At 67.6% G+C, this 25,995-nt stretch carries 29 protein-coding genes; 17 read left to right on the top strand and 12 right to left on the bottom strand.

What is annotated here, in order from left to right; translation table 11 throughout:
* Positions 1-6: 6 nt before the first annotated feature.
* From ACW4E8_RS05125 to ACW4E8_RS05110, 4 genes are all read left to right on the top strand, one after another.
* Positions 7-1,197: a CaiB/BaiF CoA transferase family protein gene (locus ACW4E8_RS05125; protein ID WP_456803522.1), complete on the top strand. Its 1,191-nt coding sequence runs from the start codon at positions 7-9 to the stop codon at positions 1,195-1,197.
* Positions 1,194-2,615, top strand: coding sequence for a 3-isopropylmalate dehydratase large subunit (locus ACW4E8_RS05120; protein WP_456803521.1), 1,422 nt, complete (start codon positions 1,194-1,196; stop codon positions 2,613-2,615). The genes ACW4E8_RS05125 and ACW4E8_RS05120 overlap by 4 nt, the downstream gene beginning before the upstream one ends.
* A 1-nt stretch (position 2,616) precedes the next feature.
* Positions 2,617-3,243, top strand: coding sequence for a 3-isopropylmalate dehydratase small subunit (gene leuD / locus ACW4E8_RS05115; RefSeq protein WP_456803520.1), 627 nt, complete (start codon positions 2,617-2,619; stop codon positions 3,241-3,243).
* A gap of 319 nt (positions 3,244-3,562) precedes the next feature.
* Positions 3,563-4,735: a porin gene (locus ACW4E8_RS05110; RefSeq protein ID WP_456803519.1), complete on the top strand. Its 1,173-nt coding sequence runs from the start codon at positions 3,563-3,565 to the stop codon at positions 4,733-4,735.
* 41 nt (positions 4,736-4,776) lie between these two features.
* Here ACW4E8_RS05110 and ACW4E8_RS05105 read toward each other — a convergent pair whose 3' ends face one another.
* Entirely contained in the window at positions 4,777-5,298 is a 522-nt protein-coding gene (locus tag ACW4E8_RS05105) for an O-acetyl-ADP-ribose deacetylase (RefSeq protein WP_456803518.1), read from the bottom strand.
* Positions 5,299-5,374: 76 nt separating this feature from the next.
* Positions 5,375-6,523: an iron-containing alcohol dehydrogenase gene (locus ACW4E8_RS05100; protein WP_456803517.1), complete on the bottom strand. Its 1,149-nt coding sequence runs from the start codon at positions 6,521-6,523 to the stop codon at positions 5,375-5,377.
* A gap of 336 nt (positions 6,524-6,859) precedes the next feature.
* Between ACW4E8_RS05100 and ACW4E8_RS05095 the strand changes: the two genes are divergently transcribed.
* From ACW4E8_RS05095 to ACW4E8_RS05080, 4 genes are all read left to right on the top strand, one after another.
* On the top strand, positions 6,860-7,882 hold the full coding sequence (locus ACW4E8_RS05095; protein ID WP_456803516.1) for an alpha/beta hydrolase: 1,023 nt from the start codon (positions 6,860-6,862) through the stop codon (positions 7,880-7,882).
* A gap of 79 nt (positions 7,883-7,961) precedes the next feature.
* Entirely contained in the window at positions 7,962-8,948 is a 987-nt protein-coding gene (locus ACW4E8_RS05090) for a tripartite tricarboxylate transporter substrate binding protein (protein WP_456803515.1), read from the top strand.
* A gap of 111 nt (positions 8,949-9,059) precedes the next feature.
* Positions 9,060-9,497 carry a YbgC/FadM family acyl-CoA thioesterase gene (locus tag ACW4E8_RS05085; RefSeq protein WP_456803514.1) on the top strand — a complete coding sequence of 146 codons (438 nt, stop codon included), beginning with the start codon at positions 9,060-9,062 and terminating at the stop codon, positions 9,495-9,497.
* Positions 9,498-9,674: 177 nt separating this feature from the next.
* Complete coding sequence (locus ACW4E8_RS05080) at positions 9,675-10,043, top strand: EF-hand domain-containing protein (RefSeq protein ID WP_456803513.1); 369 nt, start codon at positions 9,675-9,677, stop codon at positions 10,041-10,043.
* A gap of 106 nt (positions 10,044-10,149) precedes the next feature.
* On the opposite strand, the gene denD is transcribed toward ACW4E8_RS05080, so the two are convergent.
* The 7 genes from denD to ACW4E8_RS05045 form a co-directional block, all read right to left on the bottom strand.
* A complete protein-coding gene (denD, locus tag ACW4E8_RS05075) occupies positions 10,150-11,124 on the bottom strand; it encodes a D-erythronate dehydrogenase (RefSeq protein ID WP_456803512.1) in 975 nt (324 codons plus the stop codon).
* 37 nt (positions 11,125-11,161) lie between these two features.
* On the bottom strand, positions 11,162-11,944 hold the full coding sequence (gene otnI / locus ACW4E8_RS05070; RefSeq protein WP_456803511.1) for a 2-oxo-tetronate isomerase: 783 nt from the start codon (positions 11,942-11,944) through the stop codon (positions 11,162-11,164).
* Positions 11,945-12,012: 68 nt separating this feature from the next.
* Positions 12,013-13,386, bottom strand: a complete 1,374-nt coding sequence (locus tag ACW4E8_RS05065; protein ID WP_456803510.1) for an MFS transporter — start codon at positions 13,384-13,386, stop codon at positions 12,013-12,015.
* Positions 13,387-13,523: 137 nt separating this feature from the next.
* Positions 13,524-14,177, bottom strand: coding sequence for a 3-oxo-tetronate 4-phosphate decarboxylase (gene otnC / locus ACW4E8_RS05060; protein ID WP_316149340.1), 654 nt, complete (start codon positions 14,175-14,177; stop codon positions 13,524-13,526).
* Positions 14,174-15,484, bottom strand: coding sequence for a 3-oxo-tetronate kinase (otnK, locus tag ACW4E8_RS05055; RefSeq protein WP_456803509.1), 1,311 nt, complete (start codon positions 15,482-15,484; stop codon positions 14,174-14,176). Before otnK ends, otnC begins: the two co-directional genes overlap by 4 nt.
* Before the next feature lie 12 nt (positions 15,485-15,496).
* The gene (gene ltnD, locus ACW4E8_RS05050; protein WP_436221565.1) at positions 15,497-16,390 is read right to left on the bottom strand and encodes an L-threonate dehydrogenase; all 894 of its coding nucleotides are present in this window, start codon (positions 16,388-16,390) and stop codon (positions 15,497-15,499) included.
* A gap of 52 nt (positions 16,391-16,442) precedes the next feature.
* On the bottom strand, positions 16,443-17,195 hold the full coding sequence (locus tag ACW4E8_RS05045) for a FadR/GntR family transcriptional regulator (protein ID WP_456803508.1): 753 nt from the start codon (positions 17,193-17,195) through the stop codon (positions 16,443-16,445).
* 201 nt (positions 17,196-17,396) lie between these two features.
* Between ACW4E8_RS05045 and ACW4E8_RS05040 the strand changes: the two genes are divergently transcribed.
* Positions 17,397-17,825: a GNAT family N-acetyltransferase gene (locus ACW4E8_RS05040; RefSeq protein ID WP_456803507.1), complete on the top strand. Its 429-nt coding sequence runs from the start codon at positions 17,397-17,399 to the stop codon at positions 17,823-17,825.
* A gap of 18 nt (positions 17,826-17,843) precedes the next feature.
* Here the strand turns inward: ACW4E8_RS05040 and ACW4E8_RS05035 are convergent, their stop codons facing one another.
* From ACW4E8_RS05035 to ygfZ, 3 genes are all read right to left on the bottom strand, one after another.
* Complete coding sequence (locus tag ACW4E8_RS05035; protein ID WP_456803506.1) at positions 17,844-18,671, bottom strand: NRDE family protein; 828 nt, start codon at positions 18,669-18,671, stop codon at positions 17,844-17,846.
* 74 nt (positions 18,672-18,745) lie between these two features.
* Positions 18,746-19,036: a DUF4936 family protein gene (locus ACW4E8_RS05030; protein ID WP_013956564.1), complete on the bottom strand. Its 291-nt coding sequence runs from the start codon at positions 19,034-19,036 to the stop codon at positions 18,746-18,748.
* An 18-nt stretch (positions 19,037-19,054) separates the two neighbouring features.
* Positions 19,055-20,071, bottom strand: coding sequence for a CAF17-like 4Fe-4S cluster assembly/insertion protein YgfZ (ygfZ, locus tag ACW4E8_RS05025; protein WP_456803505.1), 1,017 nt, complete (start codon positions 20,069-20,071; stop codon positions 19,055-19,057).
* A gap of 224 nt (positions 20,072-20,295) precedes the next feature.
* Between ygfZ and mltG the strand changes: the two genes are divergently transcribed.
* The 8 genes from mltG to ACW4E8_RS04985 all read left to right on the top strand — a co-directional run bounded on the left by mltG (position 20,296) and on the right by ACW4E8_RS04985 (position 25,990).
* Positions 20,296-21,291: an endolytic transglycosylase MltG gene (gene mltG / locus ACW4E8_RS05020; protein WP_456803504.1), complete on the top strand. Its 996-nt coding sequence runs from the start codon at positions 20,296-20,298 to the stop codon at positions 21,289-21,291.
* A 7-nt stretch (positions 21,292-21,298) separates the two neighbouring features.
* The gene (gene tmk, locus ACW4E8_RS05015; protein ID WP_013956567.1) at positions 21,299-21,910 is read left to right on the top strand and encodes a dTMP kinase; all 612 of its coding nucleotides are present in this window, start codon (positions 21,299-21,301) and stop codon (positions 21,908-21,910) included.
* A gap of 117 nt (positions 21,911-22,027) precedes the next feature.
* Entirely contained in the window at positions 22,028-23,035 is a 1,008-nt protein-coding gene (locus ACW4E8_RS05010; protein ID WP_456803503.1) for a DNA polymerase III subunit delta', read from the top strand.
* Between the two features lie 62 nt (positions 23,036-23,097).
* Positions 23,098-23,490 (top strand): PilZ domain-containing protein, encoded by a 393-nt coding sequence (locus ACW4E8_RS05005; protein WP_010810001.1) that lies wholly within the window; start codon positions 23,098-23,100, stop codon positions 23,488-23,490.
* 37 nt (positions 23,491-23,527) lie between these two features.
* The gene (locus tag ACW4E8_RS05000; RefSeq protein WP_456803502.1) at positions 23,528-24,034 is read left to right on the top strand and encodes an N-acetyltransferase family protein; all 507 of its coding nucleotides are present in this window, start codon (positions 23,528-23,530) and stop codon (positions 24,032-24,034) included.
* Between the two features lie 17 nt (positions 24,035-24,051).
* Positions 24,052-24,846, top strand: a complete 795-nt coding sequence (locus ACW4E8_RS04995; RefSeq protein ID WP_456803501.1) for a TatD family hydrolase — start codon at positions 24,052-24,054, stop codon at positions 24,844-24,846.
* 1 nt (position 24,847) lies between these two features.
* Positions 24,848-25,585 (top strand): ankyrin repeat domain-containing protein, encoded by a 738-nt coding sequence (locus tag ACW4E8_RS04990; protein WP_456803500.1) that lies wholly within the window; start codon positions 24,848-24,850, stop codon positions 25,583-25,585.
* A gap of 15 nt (positions 25,586-25,600) precedes the next feature.
* Positions 25,601-25,990: a YkvA family protein gene (locus ACW4E8_RS04985; RefSeq protein WP_456803499.1), complete on the top strand. Its 390-nt coding sequence runs from the start codon at positions 25,601-25,603 to the stop codon at positions 25,988-25,990.
* Positions 25,991-25,995: the final 5 nt, after the last annotated feature.

Below are 25,995 nucleotides of genomic sequence, written 5' to 3'. Positions count from 1 at the left end.
CGACGGATGACAGAAATGGAAAGGCCGCTGGCTGGCCTGAAGGTAGTCGAATTCACCCACATGGTGATGGGTCCGGCGATCGGCATGATCCTCGCCGACATGGGCGCGGACGTGACCAAGGTCGAGCCGCCCGGCGGCGACAACACGCGCCGGCTGGGGGGCTCGGGCGCGGGCTACTTCGCCATGTACAACCGCAACAAGCAGAGCCTGTGCGCGGACCTGAAGTCGGAAGCAGGCAGGGATGCCGTGCGCAAGCTGGTGGACAGCGCCGATGTGGTGATCGAGAACTTCCGCACCGGGGCGATGGACGAGAACGGCTTCGGCTACGGAGTGCTGTCGGCGCACAACCCCGGCCTGATCTACTGCTCGGCCAAGGGCTTTCTTGCCGGTCCCTACGAACGGCGCGTGGCACTGGACGAAGTCACCCAGATGATGGGCGGGCTGGCCTATATGACGGGCCTGCCGGGCAAGCCGATGCGCGCCGGCGCCTCGGTGATCGACGTCACCGGCGCGATGTTCGGCGTGATCGCCATTCTCGGCGCGCTGCAGGAACGGCACCGGACCGGACGCGGGCAGCATGTGTGCAGCTCGCTGTTCGAGACCACCGCCTTCCTGGTCGGCCAGCATATGGCGCAGCAGGCTGTGACGGGCACGCCCGCGCCGCCGATGACGGTGCGCAGTTCGGCGTGGGGGGTCTATGACATCTTCGAGACCATGGAAGGCGCCCCGGTTTTTGTCGGCATCGTCAGCGACACGCAGTGGCGCAAGTTCTGCGAGGCGTTTGCACTGGCCGACTTTATCGGCGACCCCACCCTGGACCGCAACGACGGACGGGTGCGGCAGCGGCCGCGCGTGCTGGGCGCGCTGGCGCCGATGTTCCGCACCTTCGGCAAGCAGGAACTGATGGCGAAGCTGGAAGCGTGCGGCCTGCCGTTCGCGCCGATTTCCCGGCCGGAAGACCTGTTCGACGATCCGCACCTGAACGCGGGCGGTGGGCTGGTGCCGGTGACGCTGCCTTCGGGCCAGCAGGTGCGCCTGCCGGCGCTGCCGATTGCGATGGACGGGCGGCGCTTCGATGTCTACCGCGACCTGCCGCGCGCCGGCGAGCATTCGCGCACAGCACTGCTGGCCGCGGGGTTGAGCGGCGACGCCATCGACACGCTGGAGACGGAACGCGCGATCGGAGCGCAGCGATGAGCGCCATATCCGAAGGCCGGACCTTGTTCGACAAGATCTGGCAGGCGCACGCCATTGCCGAACTGGATGGCGCCAGCCTGCTGCATATCGACCGCGTCTTCCTGCACGAGCGCACCGGCAGCATCGCGCTGAGCTCGCTGCGCGCGGCCGGGCGGCGCGTGCGCGCGCCGGCGCTGGCGTTCTGCACCATGGACCATATCGTCGATACGCGGCCCGGGCGCAACGACAGCACGCTGATGCCGGGCGGCGAGGCCTTTATCACCAGCATGCGCGACAGCGCCAGGCGCGAGGGCATCCGGCTGTTCGATATCGGCGATCCCGGCCAGGGCATCGTCCATGTGGTGTCGCCGGAACAGGGCATTGCCTTGCCCGGCGCCACCGTGGTCTGTCCCGACAGCCATACCTGCACGCAGGGCGGCCTGGGCGCGCTGGCCTGGGGCATCGGCTCGTCCGAGGCGGAACACGCGCTGGCAACGCAGACGCTGCGCGTGACGCGGCCGCGCACCATGCGGGTGGCTTTCGACGGCGTACTGCCTGCAGGCGTCAGCGCCAAGGACCTGATGCTGTGGCTGATCGCACGCTACTCAGCGGCGGGCGCCGGCGGCCATATGCTCGAATTCGGCGGCAGCGCGGTGCGCAGCCTGCCGGTCGAGGCGCGCCTGACGCTGTGCAACCTGGCGGTGGAGTTCTCGGCGTTCTCGGGCATCGTCGCGCCCGACGACACGGTCTTCGAATACCTCGCCGGCCGGCCGTATGCGCCCGCCGGTGCGCAGTGGGAGCAAGCGCTGTCGCACTGGCGCAGCCTGTACAGCGACGCCGACGCCGTGTTCGACCGCGAGCTGTCGGTGGATTGCAGGCAGCTGGCGCCGATGGTGACCTGGGGCACCAGCCCGCAGCACGGCGTAGCCGTTGATGGCGCCGTGCCCGATCCCGCCATGGCGGCCGATGCCGATACGCGCCAGGCCATGGAACGCGCACTGGCCTACATGGACCTGCGGCCCGGGCAGCGGATGGCAGACATCGCCATCGATGCTGCGTTTATCGGCTCCTGCACCAACAGCCGGCTGTCGGACCTGCGCAGCGCGGCCGGTGTGCTGGCCGGGCGCAAGGTGGCGCCCGGCGTGACGGCCATCTGCGTGCCGGGTTCCAGCGCCGTCAAGCGCGCCGCCGAGGCCGAAGGCCTGGACCGCGTGTTCCGCGAAGCGGGCTTCGAGTGGCGTGAATCGGGTTGCTCGATGTGCTTCTACGCCGGCGGCGAAAGCTTCGGCCACCGGCAGCGCGTGATCAGCAGCACCAACCGCAATTTTGAAAGCCGGCAGGGCCCCGAGACCCGCACCCACCTTGCCAGCCCGGCCACCGTGGCGGCATCGGCCGTGCTGGGGCGCATTGCCGACCCGCGCCGGCTGCCAGGAGCCTGAGATGGAATCATTTACCGTGCATCGCGGCGTCGCCGCGCCGCTGCTGCGCATCAATATCGACACCGACGCCATCATCCCGTCGCGGGAAATGAAGCGCGTCTCCAAGCACGGGCTGGCTGAGGGCCTGTTCGCCGGCTGGCGCTACCTGGCGGGGACGGACCGCAGCCCCGATCCGTCGTTCGTGCTGAACCAGCCCGGGTACGCCGGCGCATCCATCCTGCTGGCCGGGAGCAATTTCGGCTGCGGCTCCTCGCGTGAGCATGCGGTGTGGGCGCTGAAGGAATACGGCATCCGCGCCATCGTCGCGCCCGGCTTCGGCGCCATCTTCCACAACAACTGCGTGCGCAATGGCCTGCTGCCGGTGGTGCTGCCGATGGAAACGGTGCAGGCGCTGGCCGATGACTGTGCGGCGGCACCGGCCACGCGGCAGGTGACGGTCGACCTTGAACGGCTGGAAGTGGTGTCGCCAGCGGGCGAGCGGTACGGATTCACGCTCGGCAGCGAGCAGCGGCAAATGCTGCTGGAAGGGCTGGACCCGATCGCGCTGACGCTGAAGCTGGCGTCCCGCATTGACGCGTTCCAGGCGGCGGACCGGGCGCGCCGGCCCTGGATTCATTTCGATGGTTAGGGCGCGGCGATTATCAGGCGGGATTACCTGACGCTTTCTCCTGCCTGAGCCCCGCCTTGTTTAAAAGGCGGGGCGGTTTTTACTTCTGATTATTCCAGGGGCTTGATTCCGGGCTTGCGCCGGCGGCGCCAAGCCGTGCTCACAGCGGTGAGCGGCTTTGTCACGCCTGTTGTCAACGAAAGTCCGGCCGAAATCCCCCGGCAGGTATTGATGCAGTGGCTTTTTGAAGGCAGTTCGGGGAGGCCGGCGCCTGGCAGTGGCATTTGCCAGGACCGGGATTTTGCAGTCCAGCAGCAAACTTACAGACGGAGACTGAGGAATGAAAAAGCAGCTTGCAGGTTTTGCATTGATCGGCGGATTCGCGCAGATGGCTTGCGCACAGGGCAGCATGATCCTCTATGGCGTCGTCGATGAAGGCCTGACATACAACAACAATGCCGGCGGCCATCACCAGTTCGGCCTGGTCAGCGGCGTGATCCAGGCCAGCCGCTTCGGCCTGCGCGGCAGTGAGGACCTGGGCGGTGGCATGAAGGCGCTGTTCGTGCTGGAAAATGGCTTCGACGCCAGCAGCGGCAAGCTGGGGCAGGGTGGACTGCTATTCGGGCGCCAGGCCTATGTCGGGCTGTCCGGCAACCATGGCACGGTGACCATGGGCCGCCAGTACGACTCGGTGGTGGACTTCGTCGGCCCGCTCAACGTCGGCGCGCAATGGGGCGGCTTCTACAACGCCCACCCCGGCGATATCGACAACCTGAACAACTCCGCCCGGGTCAACAACGCCATCAAGTTCCGCAGCCAGAACTACGGCGGCCTGAGTTTTGGCGGGGTCTACAGCCTGGGCGGCGTGGCGGGCAGCCCGGCGCGCAACCAGATCTGGTCGCTGGGCGCGGGCTATGGCAGCGGGCCGGTGCTGCTCGGCATCGGCTACCTGAATGTCAAGAACCCCAATACCTCGTTCCACGGCACCGGCGTCACGGCCAACACCACCGGCTCGGCACCGTTGAACACCCTGACCAACATCGGCTCGCCGGTGCAGTCGGGCTACGCGTCGGCACGCTCGCAGGAAGTCTTTGCCGCGGGCGCGGCGTACAGCTTCGGTGCGGCCACGGTCGGGACCACGTACTCCAACACGCGCTTCAAGGACCTGGGAGACCTGTCGTCCGGCCCGAATCCGTTCGGCTATCGCGGCACCGCAACCTTCAACAACGTGGAAGTCAGCTTCAAGTACCAGGTGACGCCGGCATTGCTGATGGGCGTGGCCGCGGACTATGCCAGGGGCAGCGGCATCAACGACGCCAGCTACCGGCAGTTCGTGCTGGGGGCGGACTACAACCTGTCCAGGCGCACCGATGTCTACGCGATGGCGATCTACCAGAAGGCATCGGGGATCGATTCCACCGGCAAGCGCGCGGTGGCCGCGATCAACGGCGTGCGTCCGTCGGCCGATGACAGCCAGGCGGTGTTGCGCGTGGGCCTGCGCCACAAGTTCTGACGCAGGCGCGGCGGATCGCGGGGCACACCCCGCGATCCGTCTCAGGACAACCGCTCGCGGTACAACCGGTAGTTCTCGTCGTCGAAGCAGACGAAGGTGACCTGCTCGATCTCTGGGGCCCCGGCCAGCGCCTCGCGCACCGCGGCGATGGCGATATCCGCCGCGCGCTCGCGCGGGAAGGCGTAGATGCCGGTGCTGATATTGGGAAAGGCCAGCCTGCGCAGGTGGTGCTGCGCTGCCAGGCGGATGCTGTTGCGGTAGGCGTTGGCGAGCAACTCGTCCTCGCCCTGGTCGCCGCCTTGCCAGACCGGCCCGACCGCGTGGATCACGTATGGCGCCGGCAGGCGGCCGCCGGTGGTGATCACGGCCTCGCCGGTGGGGCAGCCGCCCTGCGTGTCGCGGATCGCGCGGCAGGCCTCCTTGATGGCGGAGCCGCCGGCCCCGTGGATGGCCCCGTCGACGCCGCCGCCGCCCAACAGGCCGCTATTGGCCGCGTTGACGATGGCATCGACTTCCATCCGGGTGATATCGCCATGGACTACCTGCAAGTGCTCGCCGCTCATGTTGTCTCCTGCGCTGTGGAGGGAGGGCCGCCGGACAGCCGCTTGGTCGGTCAGACCGGCGGGAAGCTGCTGTGTGCTACATGGACTGCTCAAGCATACGCCGATAATCCGCTGCGCTGGCTTCTTTCGGGTTGGTCTTGTGGCAGTGGTCGACCAGCGCACCGGCAATCACCTTGTCGAACATGTCCTCGGTGACGCCCATCTGGCGCAGCCCGGTGGGCAGGCCCAGGCGCGCGGTCATGTCGTGCACGGCCTGCGCGATATCGGCGCCGTCGGGCAGGTGCATGGCGCGGCGCAGGCGTGCGTAGCGGTCGTCGCGCACCACCGTGGGCGCGTCGGCATTGAAGCGCAGCACCGCGGGCATCACTACCGCATTGAGCGTGCCGTGGTGCAGGCCGGTGCGGCCGTCGATCTTCAGCCCGCCCAGCGGGTGCGACAGCGAATGCACGCAGCCCAGCCCCTTCTGGAATGCCATTGCGCCCTGCATCGATGCACTCATCATGTTCAGGCGCGCGTCGCGGTCCTGGCCGTCGCGGGTGGCGCGCTCGATATGGCCCCAGCCGCGCTCCAGGCCGTCCAGCGCAATGCCGTCCGCGGGCGGGTTGAAGGCGGGGGCCAGGAAGGTCTCGATGCAGTGCGCAATCGCATCCATGCCGGTGGCCGCGGTCAGCCCGGCGGGCAGCCCCAGGGTCAGTTCCGGGTCGCAGACGGCGGACTTGGGCAGCAGGTGCCAGGAATGGAAGCCCAGCTTGCGGCCGTCGTCCAGGATGATGATGGCGCCGCGCGCCACCTCGCTGCCGGTGCCGGAGGTGGTGGGCACCGCGATCAGCGGCGCCGCCTTGTCCGTGATCTTGCCGCTGCCGCCTTCGATGGTGGCATAGGTGGTCAGCTCGCCCTCATGCGTGGCCAGGATGGCGATGCCCTTGGCCAGGTCGATCGACGAGCCGCCGCCCACCGCCACCAGCCCGTCGCAGCCGGCCTCGCGGTACTGCGCGGCCGCCTTGCGCACCATGGCCTCGGTCGGGTTCGACGGGGTTTCATCGAACACCGCAACCTGCAGGCCCTTCATCGCATCGATGGCGCGCTGCGCCACGCCCGCGGCGACCACGCCCTTGTCGGTCACCAGCAGCGGGCGGCGGATGCCGATGCGCTCGCATTCGGACTTGAGCAGGCTTACCGCGCCGAAATCCAGGTGGATGTGGGTCAGATAGTAGATAAACGCCATGTTTGGTTGTCTCCTGCCGGGATCTGCCGCCAAATTGTCTTCTGCACGGGCCTGGACCGGATGCTCACCAGGCACGCTGTCTTGGGTTTCAATGGACCTGCACTACTGTGTTTCCGGAGGCCTCGGGATCGCTTCAGCCGATCATCGCGCAAAAACTTGCCGCGTGGCAGGCTGACAGGGACTTTTCGGGGTTATCTCGTACTGCCGCGCTCCTGGAACATCTGGCATCATACTAAAATCGAACGATCGTTCACAATTCGAATTTCTCCCGATGCGGGCGACGCGCCAGAGCTTCTGCGCGCCGCTGGCGCCGGGTCCGGATCCGCGTTATTCCCTATGTCCGCCGCACCGCCTTCCAACCCTGATGCGCCCGCCACGCCCGGCCTGCCGTCCAGCCCGCTCGACCCGCAGGTGGCCGCGCTGCTGGAGCTGATCGCGCGCGCCAAGCGGCCGCCGATCCACGCGATGGAGCCGGAGGACGCCAAGATCGCGTACGAGAAAAGCGCGCCGATCCTGGATATCAACCCGCCGCCCGTGCATATGGCGGAAGACCTGCTGGTGCCGGCGCGCGACGGCCACGCCATCCCGGTCAGGCTGTACACCCCGCGCGAGGCCAGCTGGACTGAGCCGCTGCCCTTGCTGGTGTATTTCCATGGCGGCGGCTTCACGGTCGGCAGCGTCAATTCGCACGATCCGCTGTGCCGGCTGCTGTGTGGCCAGGCGGACTGCATGGTGCTGTCGGTGGACTACCGGCTCGGGCCGCAATGGCGTTTCCCGACGGCGGCCAACGACGCCTTCGATGTGCTGCACTGGGTCTTCGCCGAAGCCGACCGGCTGGGCGCCGACCCGGCGCGCATCGCACTGGGTGGCGACAGCGCCGGCGGCACGCTGGCCGCGGCGTGTGCTGTGGAGGCCCGCAATACGGGCCTGGCGCCCGTGCTGCAGCTGCTGATCTATCCCGGCACCTGCGCGCGCCAGGACACGCCGTCGCACCGCGCACTGACCGATGGCTACCTGCTGACGGCGGATATGATCCGCTGGTTCTTTGCCCAGTACCTGGACCAGGAAGCCAGCCGCGACGACTGGCGTTTCGCCCCGCTGGACGGCGGCGGCGCCGGCGCCGAGGTACGCGGCGTTTGCCCGGCCTGGATCGCCGTGGCCGGCTACGACCCGCTGCACGACGAGGGCGTGGCCTACGCGGAAAAGCTGCACGCCGCCGGCGTGGCCGCCACGCTGGCGGACTACCCCGGCATGATCCATGATTTCTTCAAGCTGGGCCGGTTCGTGCCGGCGGTGGCGCAGGCACATGCCAATGCCGTTGCCGCGCTGCGCGCCGCGTTCGGCACACCACACCACTAGACCAGCAGCCACGGTCAGGCCACACCGGCCGCGGCTTTCCATTTTCAGCAGTACTTGCAGCACAAGGAGACATAGTCAAATGCAACGCCGCCACTTCATCGCCCGCGCGGGCATCGCCGCCGCCACCGCGGCACTGGGCTTTGCCGCCATGCCCGCCCAGGCACAGGCCGACAAGTTCCCGCAGCGCCCGATCCGCCTGGTGATCGGCTACACCGCCGGCGGCTCCACGGATATCCCGTTCCGCGTGCTCGCCGACAACGCCTCCAAGATCCTGGGCCAGCCCGTGATCGTCGAGAACAAGCCCGGCGCGGGCGGCGTGCTGCCCGCGCAGATGATGCAGGCCACCGCGCCGGACGGCTACACGCTGGCCCAGGTCGCCATGCCGGTCTACCGCCTGCCGTACACCACCAAGATCAACTGGGATCCGGTCAAGGACCTGAGCTACATCATCAACCTCGCCGGCTACTCGTTCGGCCTGGTGGTGCCGGCCGATTCGCCGATCAAGACGATGCAGGAGTACATCGCCTACGCCAAGGCCAACCCGGGCAAGCTGACCTACGGTTCGCCGGGCTCCATGACGACGCTGCACCTGACCATGGAAGAACTGGCGCTGAAGCAGGGCGTGCAGTTCTCGCACATCCCCTACAAGGGCAACGCGGAGTCGATGCAGGCGCTGCTGGGCGGCCACGTGATGTCGGTGGCCGACACGCCGGCGTGGGCACCCTACGTGGAGCAGGGCAAGCTGCGCCTGCTGTCGACCTGGGGCGAGAAGCGCTCGGCGCGCTTCCCCAACGTGCCGACGCTGAAGGAACTGGGCATCGGCATCGTGCAGACTTCGCCGTTCGGCCTGGTGGCGCCCAAGGGCACCGACCCGAAGATCGTGCAGAAGCTGCATGACGCCTTCAAGAAGGCCATGGAAATGCCCAACTACCGCGAATCGCTGGCCAAGTTCGACATGGAGCCGTACTACATGAACAGCCAGCAATACGCGCAGTTTGCGGCCGAGACCGTCAAGAAGGAAAAGGCGATCATCGAGAAGCTGGGGCTGGCCAAGGCGCAGCAATAAGCCTGACGCCGCTTTCATTCACCCAGGCCGCCGCGCCTGCCGGCCCCGCCGGCGGGCCGGCGGCCTGATTGCTTTGGCAAGCCAGCAACAACAAACAAGGAGACCACGCCAATGGCCAAAGAGGATTTCCGCCACAGCATGCCGCTGCGCGTGCGCTGGGCCGAAGTCGATCCGCAATCGATCGTCTTCAACGCGCACTACCTGACTTACTGCGATATCTGCGTCACCGAGTACTGGCGCGCGCTGGGGATCCGCTATCCCGAGGACGTGCTGCACGCGCATGGCGTGGATATTTTCGTGGTCAAGTCCACGCTGGAATACCACGCTTCGGCGCGTTTTGACGATGTGCTGGATATCCGCGGGCGCATCGCGCGGTTGGGGCGGTCCAGCATGCTGTTCCGGGTGGAGATGTATCGCGGCGACGAGCACCTGATTACCGGGGAGATCGTCTACGTGTGCGCGGATCCGGCTACGCAGAAATCGGCGGCCATCCCGGGCCCGGTGCGGGAGGTGATTGAGGGATATGAGGCGGTGAAGCCGGCGGTGTGAGGCGAACGATTGCCCGCGTCCTGCATCAGCTGACGCGATCTGTGACACAAAGATGTTGGTAAGTACTGAGCGCTTGCCTAGAATCGGTGTGAGCCAGTGCTCACAGAGGATCTTCTTTGCCGAAGCATTCTTTGCAAGAAGGGCAATGTCGAATCACAAATCAATGAGGAGACGGCAATGACCGTGCGTAAGCTGCATGCAGTCGGCTTGACAATGATGATGGCGCTCGCTTTTACGGGGGCGAGCGCCCAGCAGAAACCGGAATCAACAGCCCAACCAGGCGCAGAGTCCACCCAGATTCCGCCAGCGCCATCGACTACCGCCGAAGTCAAGGCCAAAATCGCCGAGCGTTTCAAGACTGCCGATGCCAACCACGACGGGAAGCTAAGCCGCGAAGAAGCCCAGGCAGGCGCGCCGGTCGTTTACAAGCACTTTGACAAGATCGATGTCAAGAAGGCGGGTTACGTAACCGAACGTCAGATCGGTGCGTACTGGACATCGAAGTCCAAGGCACAGCAACAGAAAGAGGATCCCATCTGGAACTGACGTCTGCGCCTCCGCTTTGTCCGACCCCCCTCTCCCGCGCGCGGGAAAGGGGGCCGGCCTGCGGGGGATGCCAGCCAGCGTGTCGCGATAAGGAAGCCGGCCTGGCTTACTTGCTCAGCCCGGCATCCTCCATATAAGCCCGAATCACCTCATCGAAGCTCGCATCGCTCTGGAACCCCAGCGACTGCGCACGCTCCGCATTCCACGCCGCCGGCCACGTGCCGACGATCTTCTCGACACGTTCCTCACGCTCCCACGTGACGCGATCAGCCACCGCATCGCCTGCCACGCGGCGCAGCGCATCGACCATGCCGGCCGCCGTCACGGACAGCCCCGGCAGGTTGACCACGCGGCGATTGCCCAGCCGCTCGCCCGCCAGCTCGATGCCATTGACCAGCGCCGCCACTGCCGCACGCGGCGACAGCAGCCACAGCGGCGTTTCCGGCGCCACCGGGCAGTTGGCAGCGACGCCTGACAGCGGCTCACGGATGATGCCGCTGGCAAACGACGAGGCCGCCGCATTAGGCTTGCCCGGCCGCACGCTGATGGTCGGCAGGCGCAGCACGCGCCCGTCGACAAAGCCGCGGCGGCTGTAGTCCGACAGCAGCAGCTCGCCGATGGCCTTCTGCACGCCGTACGACGATTGCGGGCTCAGCGCGGTGTCGTCCTGCACCACCGGCGGCAACTGGCCGCCGTAGACCGCGACCGAGCTGGTGAACAGCACGCGCGGCTGGTGGCCAAGCTCACGGCAGGTTTCCAGCAGCGCGCGCGAGGCGTCCAGGTTGACGCGCATGCCCAGGTCGAAATCCGCCTCGGCCTGGCCGCTGACCACGGCCGCCAGGTGGAACACGGCGCCGGTATCGGTGTCGATGGCCTGGCGCAGCACCGCCGGGTCGGACAGGTCGCCAGTGACCACGCGCACGCGCGCATCGTCCAGGCCTTGCGGCGCCACCACGTCCAGCAGCGTCAGGCGCTTGATGGCCACGGGCTGGCCGTCAAGGTTCAGGGTGCCGCGTTGCAGCAGCAGGCGGGCGAGTTGCAGGCCGAGGAAGCCGGCGCCGCCGGTAATCAGTACGTTCATGGCAGGAGAGATTCGTTCTTTGGGTTTGCGCGAAGGATCAGCGGCCGAGGTAAGGCTTGAGCCAGCCCAGGCCCTCGGAAGTGCCGGCGCGGGGGCGATATTCGCAGCCGATCCAGCCGTCGTAGCCGAGCCCGTCGATGACCTCGAACAGGTAGGGGTAGTTCAGCTCGCCCAGGTCCGGCTCATGGCGGTCGGGCACGCCGGCGATCTGGATATGACCGATGCCGGGCATGTCGCGCTTGAGCTTCATCGCGATATCGCCTTCGACGATCTGGCAGTGGTAGCAGTCGAACTGCACCTTCAGGTTGGCCGCGCCGACTTCCTTGCAGATGGCCTGGCCGTCGTCCTGGCGATTCAGGAAATAGCCCGGCATGTCGCGCGGGTTGATCGGCTCGATCAGCACGGTCACGCCCTGGGCGGCGGCAGCCTTGGCAGCAAAGGCGAGGTTCTCAAGGTAAGTAGCGCGGCAGCGCGCGCGGTCGGCATCGGCAGGGATCAGGCCCGCCATCACGTGGATGCGGTCATTGCCGATCACGCCGGCGTATTCCAGCGCGCGGCCGATGGTGCCGCGGAAATCCGCCTCGCGCCCGGGCAGGGCGGCCAGGCCGCGTTCGCCTGCTGCCCAGTCACCCGGCGCGGCGTTGAACAGTGCCTGCGTGAGGCCGTTCGCGTCCAGGCGCGCGCGCAGCTCGGCGGCGGCGTGCTCGTACGGGAACAGGAACTCCACCGCCCGGAAGCCGTCCGCCGCGGCAGCGGCGAAGCGGTCCAGGAAAGCGTGCTCGTTGTACATCATCGAGAGGTTTGCGGCGAAGCGCGGCATGGGAACTCCAGAGCGAAAGCGTGAAAGCCGGCCCGGTCGAGACTACGTCGTAAGCGGGCCGGCCAGGATCAACGGTTGACCAGTTTAGCCGGCGTCAGCCACACCAGCACGGCGCCGAGGACCAGGATCGCGGACAGCACGTACATGGGCAGCTGCGTGCTGTGCGTCATGTCCTTCAGCGCGCCGACCATGTACGGCGACACGAAACCGGCCAGGTTGCCGACCGAATTCACCACGGCAATACCAGAAGCGGCGGCAATGCCCGACAGGAACGAGGTCGGCAGCGACCAGAACAGAGGCGCGCAGGTCAGCACTCCGGCAGCGGCCAGTGACAGTGCGGCGATGGCCACCGTTGTATTGTTGGTGAACGAGGCAGCAATGGCAAAGCCCAAGGCACCCATCAGCGCCGGCACGATCAGGTGCCAGCGGCGCTCGCGGCGGGCATCGGCGCTGTGGCCGAGGATGTTCATCACGACCACCGCGCAGATGAACGGGATGGCCGACAGCAGGCCGATGTTCAGGTTGCCGCTCACGCCGCTGGCCTTGACCAGCGTGGGCATCCAGAAGGTCAGCGCGTACTGGCCGGTGACGAAGCAGAAGTAGATCAGGCACATCCACCACACGCGGCGGTCGGAGAACACGGCGCCCAGCGAGTGGCCGTGGGCCTTGCCGGCGGCGGTGGCGGCGTTGTGGGCGTTGCGCTGGTCTTCCTCGATATTGCGCTTGAGCACGCGCTTTTCATCGGCGTCGAGCCACGGTGCCTTGTCGATGCCGTCGCGCAGCACGAAGATCGTCACCACGCCGATCACAAACGCGGGCAGCGCCTCGATCAGGAACATCCATTGCCAGCCGCGCATATCGTGCACGCCGTTGAAGGCATCCATGATCCAGCCCGACAGCGGGTTGCCGAACATGCCTGCAATGGGGATGCCCGACATGAACAGCGCGATCATCTTGCCGCGGCGGTTGGCCGGGAACCAGTAGGTCAGGTACAGGATCACGCCGGGGTAGAAGCCCGCTTCGGCCAGACCGAGCAGGAAGCGCATCGTGTAGAACTGGGTCGGCGTCTTCACGAACAGGAACAGCGCCGAGATGATGCCCCAGGTGATCATGATGCGCGCGATCCAGATGCGCGCGCCGATGCGGTGCATCAGCAGGTTGCTGGGCACCTCGAACAGGAAGTAGCCGATAAAGAACAGCCCGGCGCCGAGGCCGAACACGGTCTCGGAGAAGGCCAGGTCCTGGCCCATCTGCAGCTTGGCGAAGCCGACGTTGACGCGGTCGAGGTAGGCGACCACGTAGCACAGCATCAGGAACGGCATGACGCGCCAGAACACCTTGCTGTAGGCGCGTTTTTCGATCTGGGCTTCGGTGTCCAGCCGGGCGTTGCCGCCCAGGCTGTCAAGGGCGGGCACGCTCGCCGCCGGTTGGTTTGGATTCACGGTGGTCTCCGGGTATGGTGGTGGGTCTGGTCTAGTAATGCGGCGGCGCGCGGAATGCAGGCATGCGCGTCCCCCGCACGGTGGCCGCAAGGCAACCGCGCCGGGTGAAGCCGTCGTTTATCGGGGAAAAAGCGGTGTTACCAGCGCGCCTGGAAGGCGTCGCGCAACTCAGCCAGTGCGCCGTCGGGCAGCGCCGCGCGGGCGGCGAAGCCCGGCGTGTCTTTCATCGTCATCCATAGCTTGGCGGTCTCCTCCAGTTCTTCCAGCGCGAACGCGGCGCGCGAGACGCTGGATTCCCACACCACCGGACCAAGCCGCTCCAGCAGCACGCCGCGCACCTGCGCGGCCAGCGTGGCCACGCGCGCAGCGACCGCCGGATCGCCCGGTCGATGGTAGGGAATCAGCGGGATATGGCCGACCTTCATCACGTAGTAGGGCGTGAGCGGCGGCAGTACGTCGTCCGGTTGCCAGACACCGGCCAGCGTCAGGGCCACGAGGTGCGTCGAGTGCGTATGCACCACGGCGTGCGCCCCGGGGTTGTTGTCGTAGATCGCGCGATGCAGCGTCAGCGTCTTGGACGGCTTGTCGCCGGACACCCAGCTGCCATCGGTGGCCACCTTGGCGACCGCGGCCGGATCCATCAGCCCCAGGCAGGCATCGGTCGGCGTGATCAGCCAGCCGTCGTCCAGCCGCGCGCTGATATTGCCGGCCGAGCCCACGGTATAGCCGCGCTGGTACAGGCTGGCGCCGATGCGGCAGATCTCTTCGCGCAGCTGGTTTTCCGTACTCATGGCTGGCCTCCAAGCTGGCGCAGCGCCTCGTCAAAGAAGTCCGGGCCGCCGAAGTTGCCCGACTTGAGCGCCAGTGCCAGCGGCTTTGCATCCAGCGTGACGGTGGCCGGCACGCCCGGTGCAATCTGCGCGCCGATACGCAAGGCGCGCACGCCCAGCGCCTGCACCACCGCGCCGGAGGTTTCGCCGCCGGCCACGACGAAGCGGCGCGTGCCGCGTGCCAGCAGCCCGGCGGCAACCGTGGCCAGGCACTGTTCGACCAGGTGTCCTGCGCGCTCCACGCCCAGTTCGGCCTGCACGGCCTTGACTTCGTCGGGGCTGGAGGTGGCGTAGAGCAGCACCGGCTCGTCATGACCCGCGGCAAACGCCAGCGCCGCGTCGGCCACGGCTTCGCCGCGCGCCAGCGCGAGCGGGTCGATGCGCAGCGCCGGGCGGCCTTGTTCCAGCCAGCGTGCCACCTGGCCATTGGTCGCGCGCGAGGCGCTGCCGGCCAGCACCACGCCCGGGCCGTCGATGGCAGGCACCGCGTCGGCGTCGCCGCGCTGTGCCAGCAGGCCGGCGCGGCGGAAATTCTCGGGCAGGCCCAGCGCAATGCCGGAGCCGCCGGTAATCAGCGGCAGGCCGGCGCAGGCCTCGCCCAGCGTGAACAGGTCCGCGTCGGACACCGCATCGGCAATCGCCAGCCGCACGCCGTCGCTGCGCAGGGCGGCAATGCGCTCGGCCGTGGCCTGCGCACCGCGTGCCACCGCGTCGTAGCGCAGCAGGCCCACCTTGCTCTTGCTCTGGCGCTGCAGCACGCGCACCAGGCTGGCATCGGTCATCGGCGTCAGCGGATGGTGCTCCATGCCCGATTCATTGAGCAGCACGTCGCCCACGAACAGGTGGCCGCGGAAAATGGTGCGGCCGTTCTCGGGGAAGGCCGGGCAGGCGATGGTGAAGTCGCTGTCCAGCGCCGCCAGCAGCGCCTCGGCCACCGGGCCGATATTGCCGGCATCGGTCGAGTCGAAGGTGGAGCAGTACTTGAAGACAAACTGGCGGCAGCCCTGCGCGCGCAGCCATTGCAGCGCGGCCAGCGACTGGGCCACGGCCTCGACGGCCGGGATGGTGCGGGACTTGAGCGCCACCACCAGCGCATCGGCTTCGCCAATGTCCTGCACGGCGCCCACGTCGGGCAGGCCGATGGTCTGGACCGTGCGCATGCCGTTGCGCACCAGCGTGTTGGCGAGATCGGTGGCGCCGGTGAAATCGTCGGCGATGCAGCCCAATAGCGGGCGATGGGGGCGATGGGCGAGGGTGCCTGCGGTCATCGTGTGCCCCTCTTATTCGGCCTTGCCCGGCAGCTCGATGCCCGGGAAGATCTTGATCACGGCCGAGTCGTCCTCGCCGCCATGGCCGGCGGTGGAAGCCATCATGAACATCTGGTGCGCGGCCGCCGACAGCGGCAGCGGGAATTTGCTGTTGCGCGCGGTGTCGAGCACCATGCCCAGGTCCTTGACGAAGATATCGACCGCCGACAGCGGCGTGTAGTCGCCCTTCAGGATATGGGGCACGCGGTTCTCGAACATCCACGAGTTGCCCGCGCTGTGCGTGATCACGTCATAGAGCGCATCGGGGTCCACGCCTTCGCGCAGGCCCAGTGCCATGGCCTCGGCGGCCGCGGCGATATGCACGCCGGCCAGCAACTGGTTGATGATCTTGACCTTGGAGCCCGCGCCGTGCGCGGCGCCCAGGCGGTACACCTTGCCGGCGATGGCGGCAAGCACGTCCTCGGCCAGCGAGTAGGCTTCGGCCGGGCCGGAGGTCATCATGGTCATTTCGCCGCTGGCGGCGCGCGCGGCGCCGCCGGAGACCGGCGCGTCCAGCATCAGCAGGCCTTGTTCGGCCAGGCGGCGGCCCAGCGCCTGGGCAAAGCCCGGCGGCACCGTGGCGCTGGCGATCACCAGCTTGCCCGGCTGCATCGCGGCCGCGGCACCATTGGCGCCGAACAGCACGGCCTCGGTCTGCTGCGCGTTGACCACTAGGGTCAGCACCACGTCGCAACGGCTGCCCAGTTCGGCGGGCGAGGCGCACGGCACGCCGCCGGCATCGGCAAAGCGCTGCAGCACCTCGGGACGCAGGTCGCAGGCATGCACGTTGAAGCCGGCACGCAGCAGCGACTGCGCGACACCAAAGCCCATGGCACCAAGGCCGATGACGCCGATATTCCTGGACATAAGGGGACTCCTGAATCAGATACGGGAAATGCGTTGGATGGTGTTGGCCGCGTCAGTTGGACGCGCCGCGGGCGCCGGCTTCATCGGCGGCCTCGCCGGTTTCGTCGGCGCCCAGCTGGGCCAGCCGGCGCGCGGCGTTGTACATATGGTTCTGCGCGGCATTGCGCGCGGCCAGCGGATCGCCGGCGCGAATCGCCGCGACGATGGCCTGGTGTTCGTCGCGCACCTGGCGCGAGAAGTCGGCGCGGCGCGCCTCGTTGGTGCGGGTCACGCGCGTCGCCGCTTCCAGGTACTGGCTGAGGAATTCCAGCGTCTTCAGGAAGTAGGGGTTGCCGGTGGCCCCCGCGATGGCGCGGTGGAAGGCCACGTCCGCGGCCACGCCGTCGCCGCCTTGCTCGACTTCCTCGTCGAGGCGGGCCAGCGCCGCGTCGATGGCCGCCATCGACGCATCGGTGCGGCGCATGGCGGCCTGCGCGGCCACCTCGGCCTCGATCGCGCGGCGCAGTTCGACGATCTGCAGCACCGATTCCAGCGTGCCGGTATCGGTATAGTTGATGCGCAGCGGCCGGATGCCGGCCTGCAGCGTGACGAATACGCCGCTACCCTGGCGCGACTCGACCACGCCTTCGTACTTCAGCCGCGAGATCGCCTCACGCACCACGGTGCGGCTGACGCCGAATTCTTCGGACAGCACCGCCTCGGTCGGCAGCTTGTCGCCGCGGGCAAAGGCGCCGTTCTGGATCTTGTCCAGCAATTGTTCGGCGACGTTGTCGGTGAGGGCGCGGGCTGGGACTTTCTGGAACACGGAAGTCTCCGGGTCATTGGGTAATAAGGTCATCATACAAATTTGCTAAAGGGATGCCTCCCCGGGCAAACCCTAGTCTGGTGCGGGAAATGCCGTCTTTGATCCACTTTGGTGCGTTATGCGCGCCCCGCAGCACTGGCGTATCATGAGCGCCCGCCCGGATTTCGGGCGCTGCCATTCAACCAGCCTGATTGCACCGCCATGCCAGTCACCGTCCTGATCTGCCCCTGGTCCGAAGCCCGCGAACGCGCGCGCGCCATCCGCTATACCGTCTTTGTCGAAGAGCAGGGCGTGCCGGTGGAGCTGGAGTGGGACGAGTGGGACGAGCCGAGCTGGCACGCGCTGGCGCTGGCCGAGGACGGCACCCCGGTGGCCACCGGCCGGCTGCTGCCGGATGGCCATATCGGGCGCATGGCGGTGCTGCAGTCCGCGCGCGGCAGCGGCGTCGGTGCACTGGTGCTGGATGCGCTGATGCGCAAGGCTGAAGCGCTTGGCTACCCGGAACTGGTGCTCAATGCGCAGACGCACGCGGCGCCGTTCTATGCGCGCGTGGGCTTTGCGCAGGTGGGGCCGGAATTCGAAGAGGCGGGCATCCCGCACGTGGAGATGCGCAAGCGCGTGGCCGGCTGAACGCCGGGAATCCGGGCTTCAGCGCGGCGCGGGCACGATGCCGGTGTCGCGTTGCAGGTTCAGCTTGCCGTGGTAGTTGACGTCGCCGATGCGGCCGTCGGCGTCGAAGCTGCGCTCGCTCAGGTCGAAACGGCCATCGTGGCGCACGCGCAGCACCGTGCTGGCGCGCGTCCCGTACAGCGGCGAGCGGATAAATGCCGACGACAGCAGCTTTTCCCATTCCGGCGCCACGCCCGTGGAAGGCAGTTCGAAATCCGCCGCCTGGCGCGCGTCGGCGAGCATTTGCAGGTAGGGCTCGGCGCTGGCGTTGGCCTGGCCGCTGTCGGCGGCCAGCACTTCGGCCAGCGCGCCCACGCGGCTGCGCACCTTGGGCCAGGGCGTGTCGAGCAGGGCGTTGGACAGGCCGTACAGCCCCGGGCGCAGCCGTTGCGGCTGGCGCGAGGCGGAGCGGTTGCTGTACCACCAGAGTTCACGCAGGTCGCTCGCCAGCAGGTTGAAGCCGTTGTAGCGGCCGTCTTCGCCGGCGAGGCCGTCCAGGTACTCGAACGGTGCCTCGCGTCCGCGCAGGAAGCCGGCCACCAGCTCGCCGCGCGAGCGCGCGTCGGTGCGTTTTTCGGACGGGGCGCGGTAGTTGGTCAGTGCGGCGAAGCGACCGTCGGCGTTGACGCCCATCCAGGTGCCAGGCTCGCCGATGACTTCCGCCAGGTCGCGCCCGGCCAGCACCTGCGGCGCATCCTGCCACCAGTGCGCGGCCGCCGCGGGGCGGACATAGAATTCATCGCGGTTGCCGGCGACGACCAGGGCATAGTCCGGGTGGGATTGCCAGGCAACCAGGATCAGACACATCGTTTTGCTTCCTTTGCCGCCGGGGTTGCTGCAGTGGCGCCCGGCGTACTTCAGTCCAACGGCAGCCGGGACGCCTACAGCACGTCCAGGTCGACAAAGTGCTCGGCCCGCCGCTCGCCATCCACCCATTGGTCCAGCCCGCTCTGCCGCCACAGGCCTTCCAGCGTGGCATCGAAAGCGGGCGGCACGTCGGCGTAGCATTCCATCCAGGTCTGCACGCCGGCGCGGGTTTCCGGCCTGCGCATCAGCGTACCACCAATTCCGGTTGCTTCGGCGACCGTCTCCATCCAGCGGTGCCAGTGCGGCAGCGCCTCGGCGGCGACGGCTTCCGGGACGCGGAAATAGACGTAGAGATGATCGCTCATGGCAGGTCCTGTGGGGTATCAGCCAGCGGCCTGGGCGGCCTCGCCCAGCAGCACCTCGTAGGGCAGCGTGGCGGTGGTGACCGCCGCGCCCTCGGCGCTGCCCAGGCGCAGAGCACTGGCGGCGGCATCGATCTTCAGTTCGGCCAGCCCGGCCCAGCCGCCCTGGGGCGCGGGCGCGGCGTTGACGATCATGCCGCACGGCTGGCCCGGATCTTCCGGGCGATAGATTTCAGCCGCGGGCGCCGGCACTTCGCCTTCGCCCTGCACCAGCCACATGCGGCGCTTGAGCGTGCCGCGGTACTGGCTGCGTGCCACGATTTCCTGGCCGGGATAGCAGCCCTTGCGGAAATTGACGCCGCCCACCAGTTCGAAATTGATCATCTGCGGCACGAATTGCTCTTGCGTGGCCGCGACAATGCGGGGCAGGCCCGACTGCACTTCCAGCCAGTCCCACAGTGCAGGCGACGCATCCTGCAGCGTGGCGGAAAGCGCCGCGCGCACCGCCTCGGCACGCTCGGCCGGCAGCACCAGTTGCCAGCGCGGCTGGCCGGCGCCATCCGGCAGGCGGATCACGGTGATGCCGACGGCTTCGGCCACGGCAAAGGCGACCTCCGGCATGGGCAGGCCGGCAGCGGCCAGCGCCTCGGCCGCACCGGCCCCGGCGAGGCCGAGGATTGCGTGGGTGGGGGTGATGTCGGACAGCTTGGCCTTGGCACGCAGCACGAACATCGACAGGCGCTTCTGCACCGGGGGCTGGATGTCGGCCGACAGCTGCAGCACGATGCCTTCGGCATCGCGCCACATCAGGAAGGTGGCGAGCAGGCGCCCCTTGGGCGAGCAGTAGCCGGCCAGTCGGGCCGCGCCGGCCTTCAGGTCTTCGACCGCATTGGTCAGCTGGGTGTGCAGGAAGCTGCCGGCATCGTCGCCGGCCACACGGACCAGGCCGAGCCCGGCCGGGCTGCAGACAACGCCGCTGCCGCTCAGCGCTTCAAGGTTTGCGGCGAGTTCCTGGGCTTGGGCATTCATCACTGGCATTGCGTGGCAATCATTGAGGCAATTCGGGAGTGGGAAGGCACCGGTCGTGCGCCGTGCCGGGCGAGCCGTCAAGCGGCGCCGGCGCCGCGGCGCATGGTCGGTGCGAGGCTGCCGGTTATTATATGGGGCTATGAGATTTTCGGCCGGTGCCGGCAGCACGTGGTGGCAAGCGGTGGTGCGCAAGCCCTCCGACGGATCCGGTCAGCCGCCCCTATTCCTGATACATGAAACGATTTTTCCTTAGTCTTGGCCTGGCCATCCTGGTGTTCGCGCTGGCGGCCGTGGGCGCGTTCGCGTGGTGGGCCAATCACCCGCTGCCCCTCAACAAGTCACCCGTGGAAGTGGTGATCAAGCCCAATTCCGGCGTTGCCAGCGTAGGCCGCCAGATCCAGCGCGGCGGTGTCGGCATGGACCCGCGGCTGTTCATGCTACTGGTGCGCCTGACCGGCCACGGCCCTGACCTGAAGGCCGGCGGCTATGAATTCGAGACCGGCGCCACGCCGCTGTCGATCATCGGCAAGCTGGCGCGCGGCGAGGTCACGCACTATGTGGTCACGGTGATCGAGGGCTGGGAATTCCGCAAGATGCGCGCCGCCGTGGACGCCAGCCCGGCGCTGCGGCACGACACCCGGGACATGTCCGACGCGGACCTGATGAAGGCAATCGGCGCGGCCGAGACCTCGCCCGAAGGGATGTTCTTCCCGGATACCTACCTGTTCGCGCGCGGCAGCAGTGATGTCGATCTGTACAGGCACGCCTACCGTGCCATGCAGCGGCGCCTGAACGAAGCCTGGAACGCACGCTCGCCCGACCTGCCGTACAAGACCCCGTACGAGGCCCTGGTGATGGCGTCGATCGTCGAGAAAGAAACGGGCCAGGCCGCCGAACGCCCGATGATCGCCGCCGTGTTCATCAACCGGCTGCGCAAGAACATGATGCTGCAGACCGACCCGACCGTGATCTACGGCCTGGGCGATGGCTTCGACGGCGACCTGCGCAAGCGCGACCTGCAGGCCGACACCCCGTACAATACCTACACCCGCACCGGCCTGCCGCCCACGCCGATTGCGCTGCCGGGGCTGGCTTCGCTGGCGGCGGCCACCACGCCGGCGCCATCCGATGCACTGTACTTCGTCGCACGCGGCGACGGCAGCAGCCATTTCTCCAACTCGCTTCCCGAACACAACCGCGCGGTCGACAAGTACCAGCGCGGCAAATAGGCATTCCATGCGCGGAAAATTCATCACGTTTGAAGGCATCGACGGCGCCGGCAAGAGCACCCATATCGACTGGGTCGCCGACCGCCTGCGCGCACGCAGCGATATTGCCGGCGTCGTCACCACCCGAGAGCCCGGCGGCACGTCGCTGGGCGAAGACCTGCGCCAGATCCTGCTGCATCGCAAGATGCACCTGGAAACCGAGGCGCTGCTGATGTTCGCAGCCCGGCGCGAGCATATCGCCGAGGTCATCGCCCCCGCGCTGGAGCGCGGCAAGTGGGTGATTTCCGACCGTTTCACCGACGCCACCTTCGCCTACCAGGGCGGGGGCAGGGGCCTGGCCACCGAGCGCCTGGAAGTCCTGGAAGACTGGGTGCAGGGCGGCCTGCAGCCGGACCTGACGCTGCTGTTCGACGTGCCGCTGGAAACCGCCAGCGAGCGCCTGGCCGGGGCACGCGCGCCCGACCGGTTCGAATCCGAATCGCGCGCGTTCTTCCAGCGCACCCGCGATGAATACCTGCGCCGCGCGGCCCAGTCGCCGCAGCGCTTCCGGGTGATCGACGCCACCCGCAGCATTGCGGATATTCGCGATGAGCTTGAAAAAATCATCGCAACCGTCTGATTTTCAGCCGATATATGGCTGATGTGATAGATGTGAATGCCGCGCTATTGTGGAATTCGCAATGGCAGGACTATCACAAGTAAAACTTGAAGTTGGATCGCTAACCCACTGATTCACATGCTATATCCCTGGCAGAAGGAAGACTGGCAACGGCTCGGCGCGCTGCGTGAACGGCTGCCGCATGCCTTGCTGATCCATGGCCAGCAAGGCATCGGCAAGCGCGACCTGGCCCTGCATTTCGCGCAGGGGCTGCTGTGCGAGGCGCCGCTGCCGGACGGCCAGCCCTGCGGCCAGTGCGCCGCCTGCCACTGGTTCAGCCAGGGCAACCACCCGGACTTCACCGTGGTGCGGCCCGAGGCGCTGGACGCCGCGGCCGAGGCCGAGACCGACGAGGGCGGCAAGAAGAAGGCGCCCAGCAAGATCATCCGCATGGAGCAGGTGCGCGCGCTGATCGAGACCGTGGGCGTGGGCACGCACCGGGCCGGGCTGCGCGTGGTGGTGGTGTATCCGCTCGATGCGCTGCAGACCGAGGGCGCCAACGCACTGCTGAAGACGCTGGAAGAGCCGCCGCCGTCCACCGTGTTCCTGCTGGTGACCGACCGCCTGGACCGGATCCTGCCGACCATCCTGTCGCGCTGCCGCCAGTTCTCGGCCCAGCGCCCGACGCCGGAGGCCGCGCTGGCCTGGCTGCGCGGGCAGGGCGTGGCCGATGCCGAGGCCCAGCTGGCGCTGGCCGGCGGTTCGCCGCTGACCGCGCTGCATGCCGCCGAGGCCGAGGAGCAGCCGCTGCAGCGCTGGCTGGTCGGCCAGCTGGGCGCCGCCGCCGCCTTCGACGCCTCTGCGGCGGCTGAGCAACTGCAGAAGCTGCCAGTGCCTGCCGTGCTTGGCATCCTGCAGCGCTGGACGTACGATCTGCTGACGCTGCGCCTGGATGGCAGCGCCACGCCGCGGTACCTCCCCAAGGAACGGGCCGTGCTGGCGCGCTGCGCCGGGGCCACCGACGCGCATCGCCTGCAGGCCTTTGCCACCCGGTTGGCCGCGCATCGCCGCAGCGAGAACCATCCGCTGGCGGCCCGTCTGGTGATGGAAGCGGTATTCCTGGAATACCGCCAGCTGTTCCGGTAGTACGCCTGGCAGTCAAAAAAAAGCCATAACAACAAGCAGCACCGTCATTCAGGGGGTCAACCATGAACACAGCAGTCGCCGGCGCACCGCCGGCTGCGCCAACTGGCAGCGGGGCGGCATCGCGCCCCAATGTGCTGTCCTTGTCGATCAAGGACCAGGCCGGGCTGTATGCGGCCTATATGCCGTTCCTGGCGCGCGGCGGCATCTTCGTGCCGTCGAACCGGCCGTTCCGGCTGGGCGAGCAGGTGTTCCTGGTGCTGTCGCTGCTGGACCGGCCGCAGAAATACCAGATCGCGGGCCATGTGGCCTGGATCACCCCGGCGGGCACACCGATGAAGACCCCCGGCGTCGGCGTGCATTTCCCCGACGACGACAACGGGCGCAACCTGCGCCGCGCGGTGGAGGAGATCCTGGGCAAGATGCTGGAGTCCGGGCGCCCCACGCAAACTTTATGAACGTTGCGAGGTTGTTCTCACAACATTTTGATTTTCAATGAATTTTTCACTTCGTATTGCCGAGCCCCGCGACCTGCCGGGCATCGTCGCCATCTATAACAGCACCGTGCCCTCGCGCATGGTCACCGCCGATACAGAACCGGTCACCGTGGCCTCGCGCCAGGCCTGGTTCGATGCCCACCAGCCCGGGCGCCGCCCGCTGTGGGTGTGCGAGGACGCCGACGGCCGCATGGCCGGCTGGATGAGCTTCTCTGACTTCTATGGCCGCCCGGCCTACGGCGCCACCGCCGAGGTGTCGATCTACCTGGACGCGCAGCGCCGCGGCCAGGGGCTGGGCCGCTACCTGCTGCTGCAGGCCATCGACCATGCGCCCAAGGTCGGGGTGAACACGCTGCTCGGCTTTATCTTCGGCCACAATGCGCCCAGCCTGGGCCTGTTCGCGTCGCTGGGCTTTACGCGCTGGGGCGACCTGCCGCGCGTCGCCGTGCTCGACGGTGTCGAGCGCGACCTGATTATCGTCGGCCGCCGCGTGGACGTGGCCTGAGCCAATAGAGATTCCCCATGTTTGTCGATTCCCACTGCCATATCGATTTCCCCGAGCTGGCCGCGCGCCTGCCGGAACTGCTGGAGAACATGCGCGCCAACCAGGTCACGCATGCGCTGTGCATCTCGGTCACGCTGGAAGACTTCCCGCGCGTGCTGGCGCTGGCTGAGCAGCATCCCAACCTGTACGCCTCGGTCGGCGTGCATCCGGACTACGAAGAGGGCGAGGAACCCACGCTGGAGCGCCTGGTGGCACTGTCCGCCCACCCGCGCGTGGTCGGCACCGGCGAGACCGGGCTGGACTACTACCGCCTGAACGGCCGCAGCATCGCCGATATGGAATGGCAGCGCGAGCGCTTCCGCACCCATATCCGCGCCGCGCGCCAGACCGGCAAGCCGCTGATCATCCATACCCGCTCGTCCGCCGACGACACGCTGCGCCTGATGCGCGAAGAGAACGCGCGCGAGGCCGGCGGCGTGATGCACTGCTTTACCGAGACCTGGGACGTCGCCCGCCAGGCCCTGGACGAGGGTTTCCATATCTCGTTCTCGGGCATCGTCACCTTCAAGAGCGCGGCCGACCTGCAGGAAACCGCGCGCAAGGTGCCGCTGGAGCGCATGCTGATCGAAACCGATTCGCCCTACCTGGCGCCGGTGCCGTACCGCGGCAAGACCAACGAACCTGCCTGGGTGCGCCATGTGGGCGAGTTCATCGCGCAGCTGCGCGGGGTGCCGGTGGAACAGGTTGCGGAGCAGACGACGGAAAATTTCTTCAATCTATTCAAGCACATTGACAGGGAATCGCATGTTTAACATGAAGTTTGCCCGACGCGCCGCCGGCGCCCTTGCGCTGGCCGCCGCCACGCTGGCTCAGGCCGCTCCTGCCGACGACATGCGCAAGGCTGTCGAATTCGACGACGCCAACACCGTCAAGAAGCTGCTGGCCAAGGGCGTCGATCCCAATCTGGTGGACAGCCGCGGCAACCCGGCGCTGGTGCTGGCGCTGCGCGAGAAGTCGCTGAAGGCGGCCACGGTGCTGATCCGCGCCAAGGACATCGATTTCGACAAGGCCAACCCGGCCGGCGAGACTCCGCTGATGATGGCCGCGCTGCAAGGCGAGCTGGACATGGTCAAGCTGATGGTCGACGAGATGGAGGCCGAGATCAACAAGACCGGCTGGACCCCGCTGCACTATGCGGCCACCAATGGCCACAACAACGTGGTCAAGTACCTGGTCGACCATGCCGCCTATATCGATGCCGAAAGCCCCAACGGCACCACGCCGCTGATGATGGCCGCGCGCGGCGGCCATATCGAGACCGTCAAGCTGCTGCTGGACGAAGGCGCCGACATGCGCCTGAAGAACCAGCAGGGCATGACCGTGATCGACTTTGCCGAGCGCTACAACCAGGCGGAGATCGCCAACGGCCTGAAGTCGCGCTGGCAGAAGCAGTACCCGCAGACGCCGATCGTGCCCGCGCCGCCGCTGAAGGCGCCCACGGCAGCGCCCGGCGGCCAGCGGCCCGCCGCGCCGCAGAGCAAGGGCTGGTAAGCCGGCCCGGCTGCGATGGCCACGGGATCGCGCCTGCGCCAGTGGGCGCGCGGGCTGAAAAGCAGCTTGCTGACGCTGTGGTTCTGCAGCCGCCACCCCGATACGCCATGGGCGGCGCGGCTGCTCGGCGCGCTGGTGGTGGCCTACGCCTTCAGCCCGATCGACCTGATCCCGGATTTCATTCCGGTGCTGGGCTACGTCGACGACGTGCTGCTGGTGCCGCTGGGTATCTGGCTCACGCTGCGGATGATCCCGGCGACCGTGAAGACGGAATGCCGCGGCCGGGCCGAAGCCTGGCAGGCTGTCCATGCGCAACGGCCGCGCAATCGCGCGGCCGCCGTGGTCATCGTGCTGGTGTGGGTGCTGCTGGCCTGGCTGGCATGGCGCTGGCTGGCGCCGCGCTGAAGCGC

The organism is Cupriavidus sp. CP313, from assembly GCF_054072015.1.
Note: the sequence above shows the minus strand (reverse complement) of the source record. Positions and strands in the feature narration are given on the sequence as shown.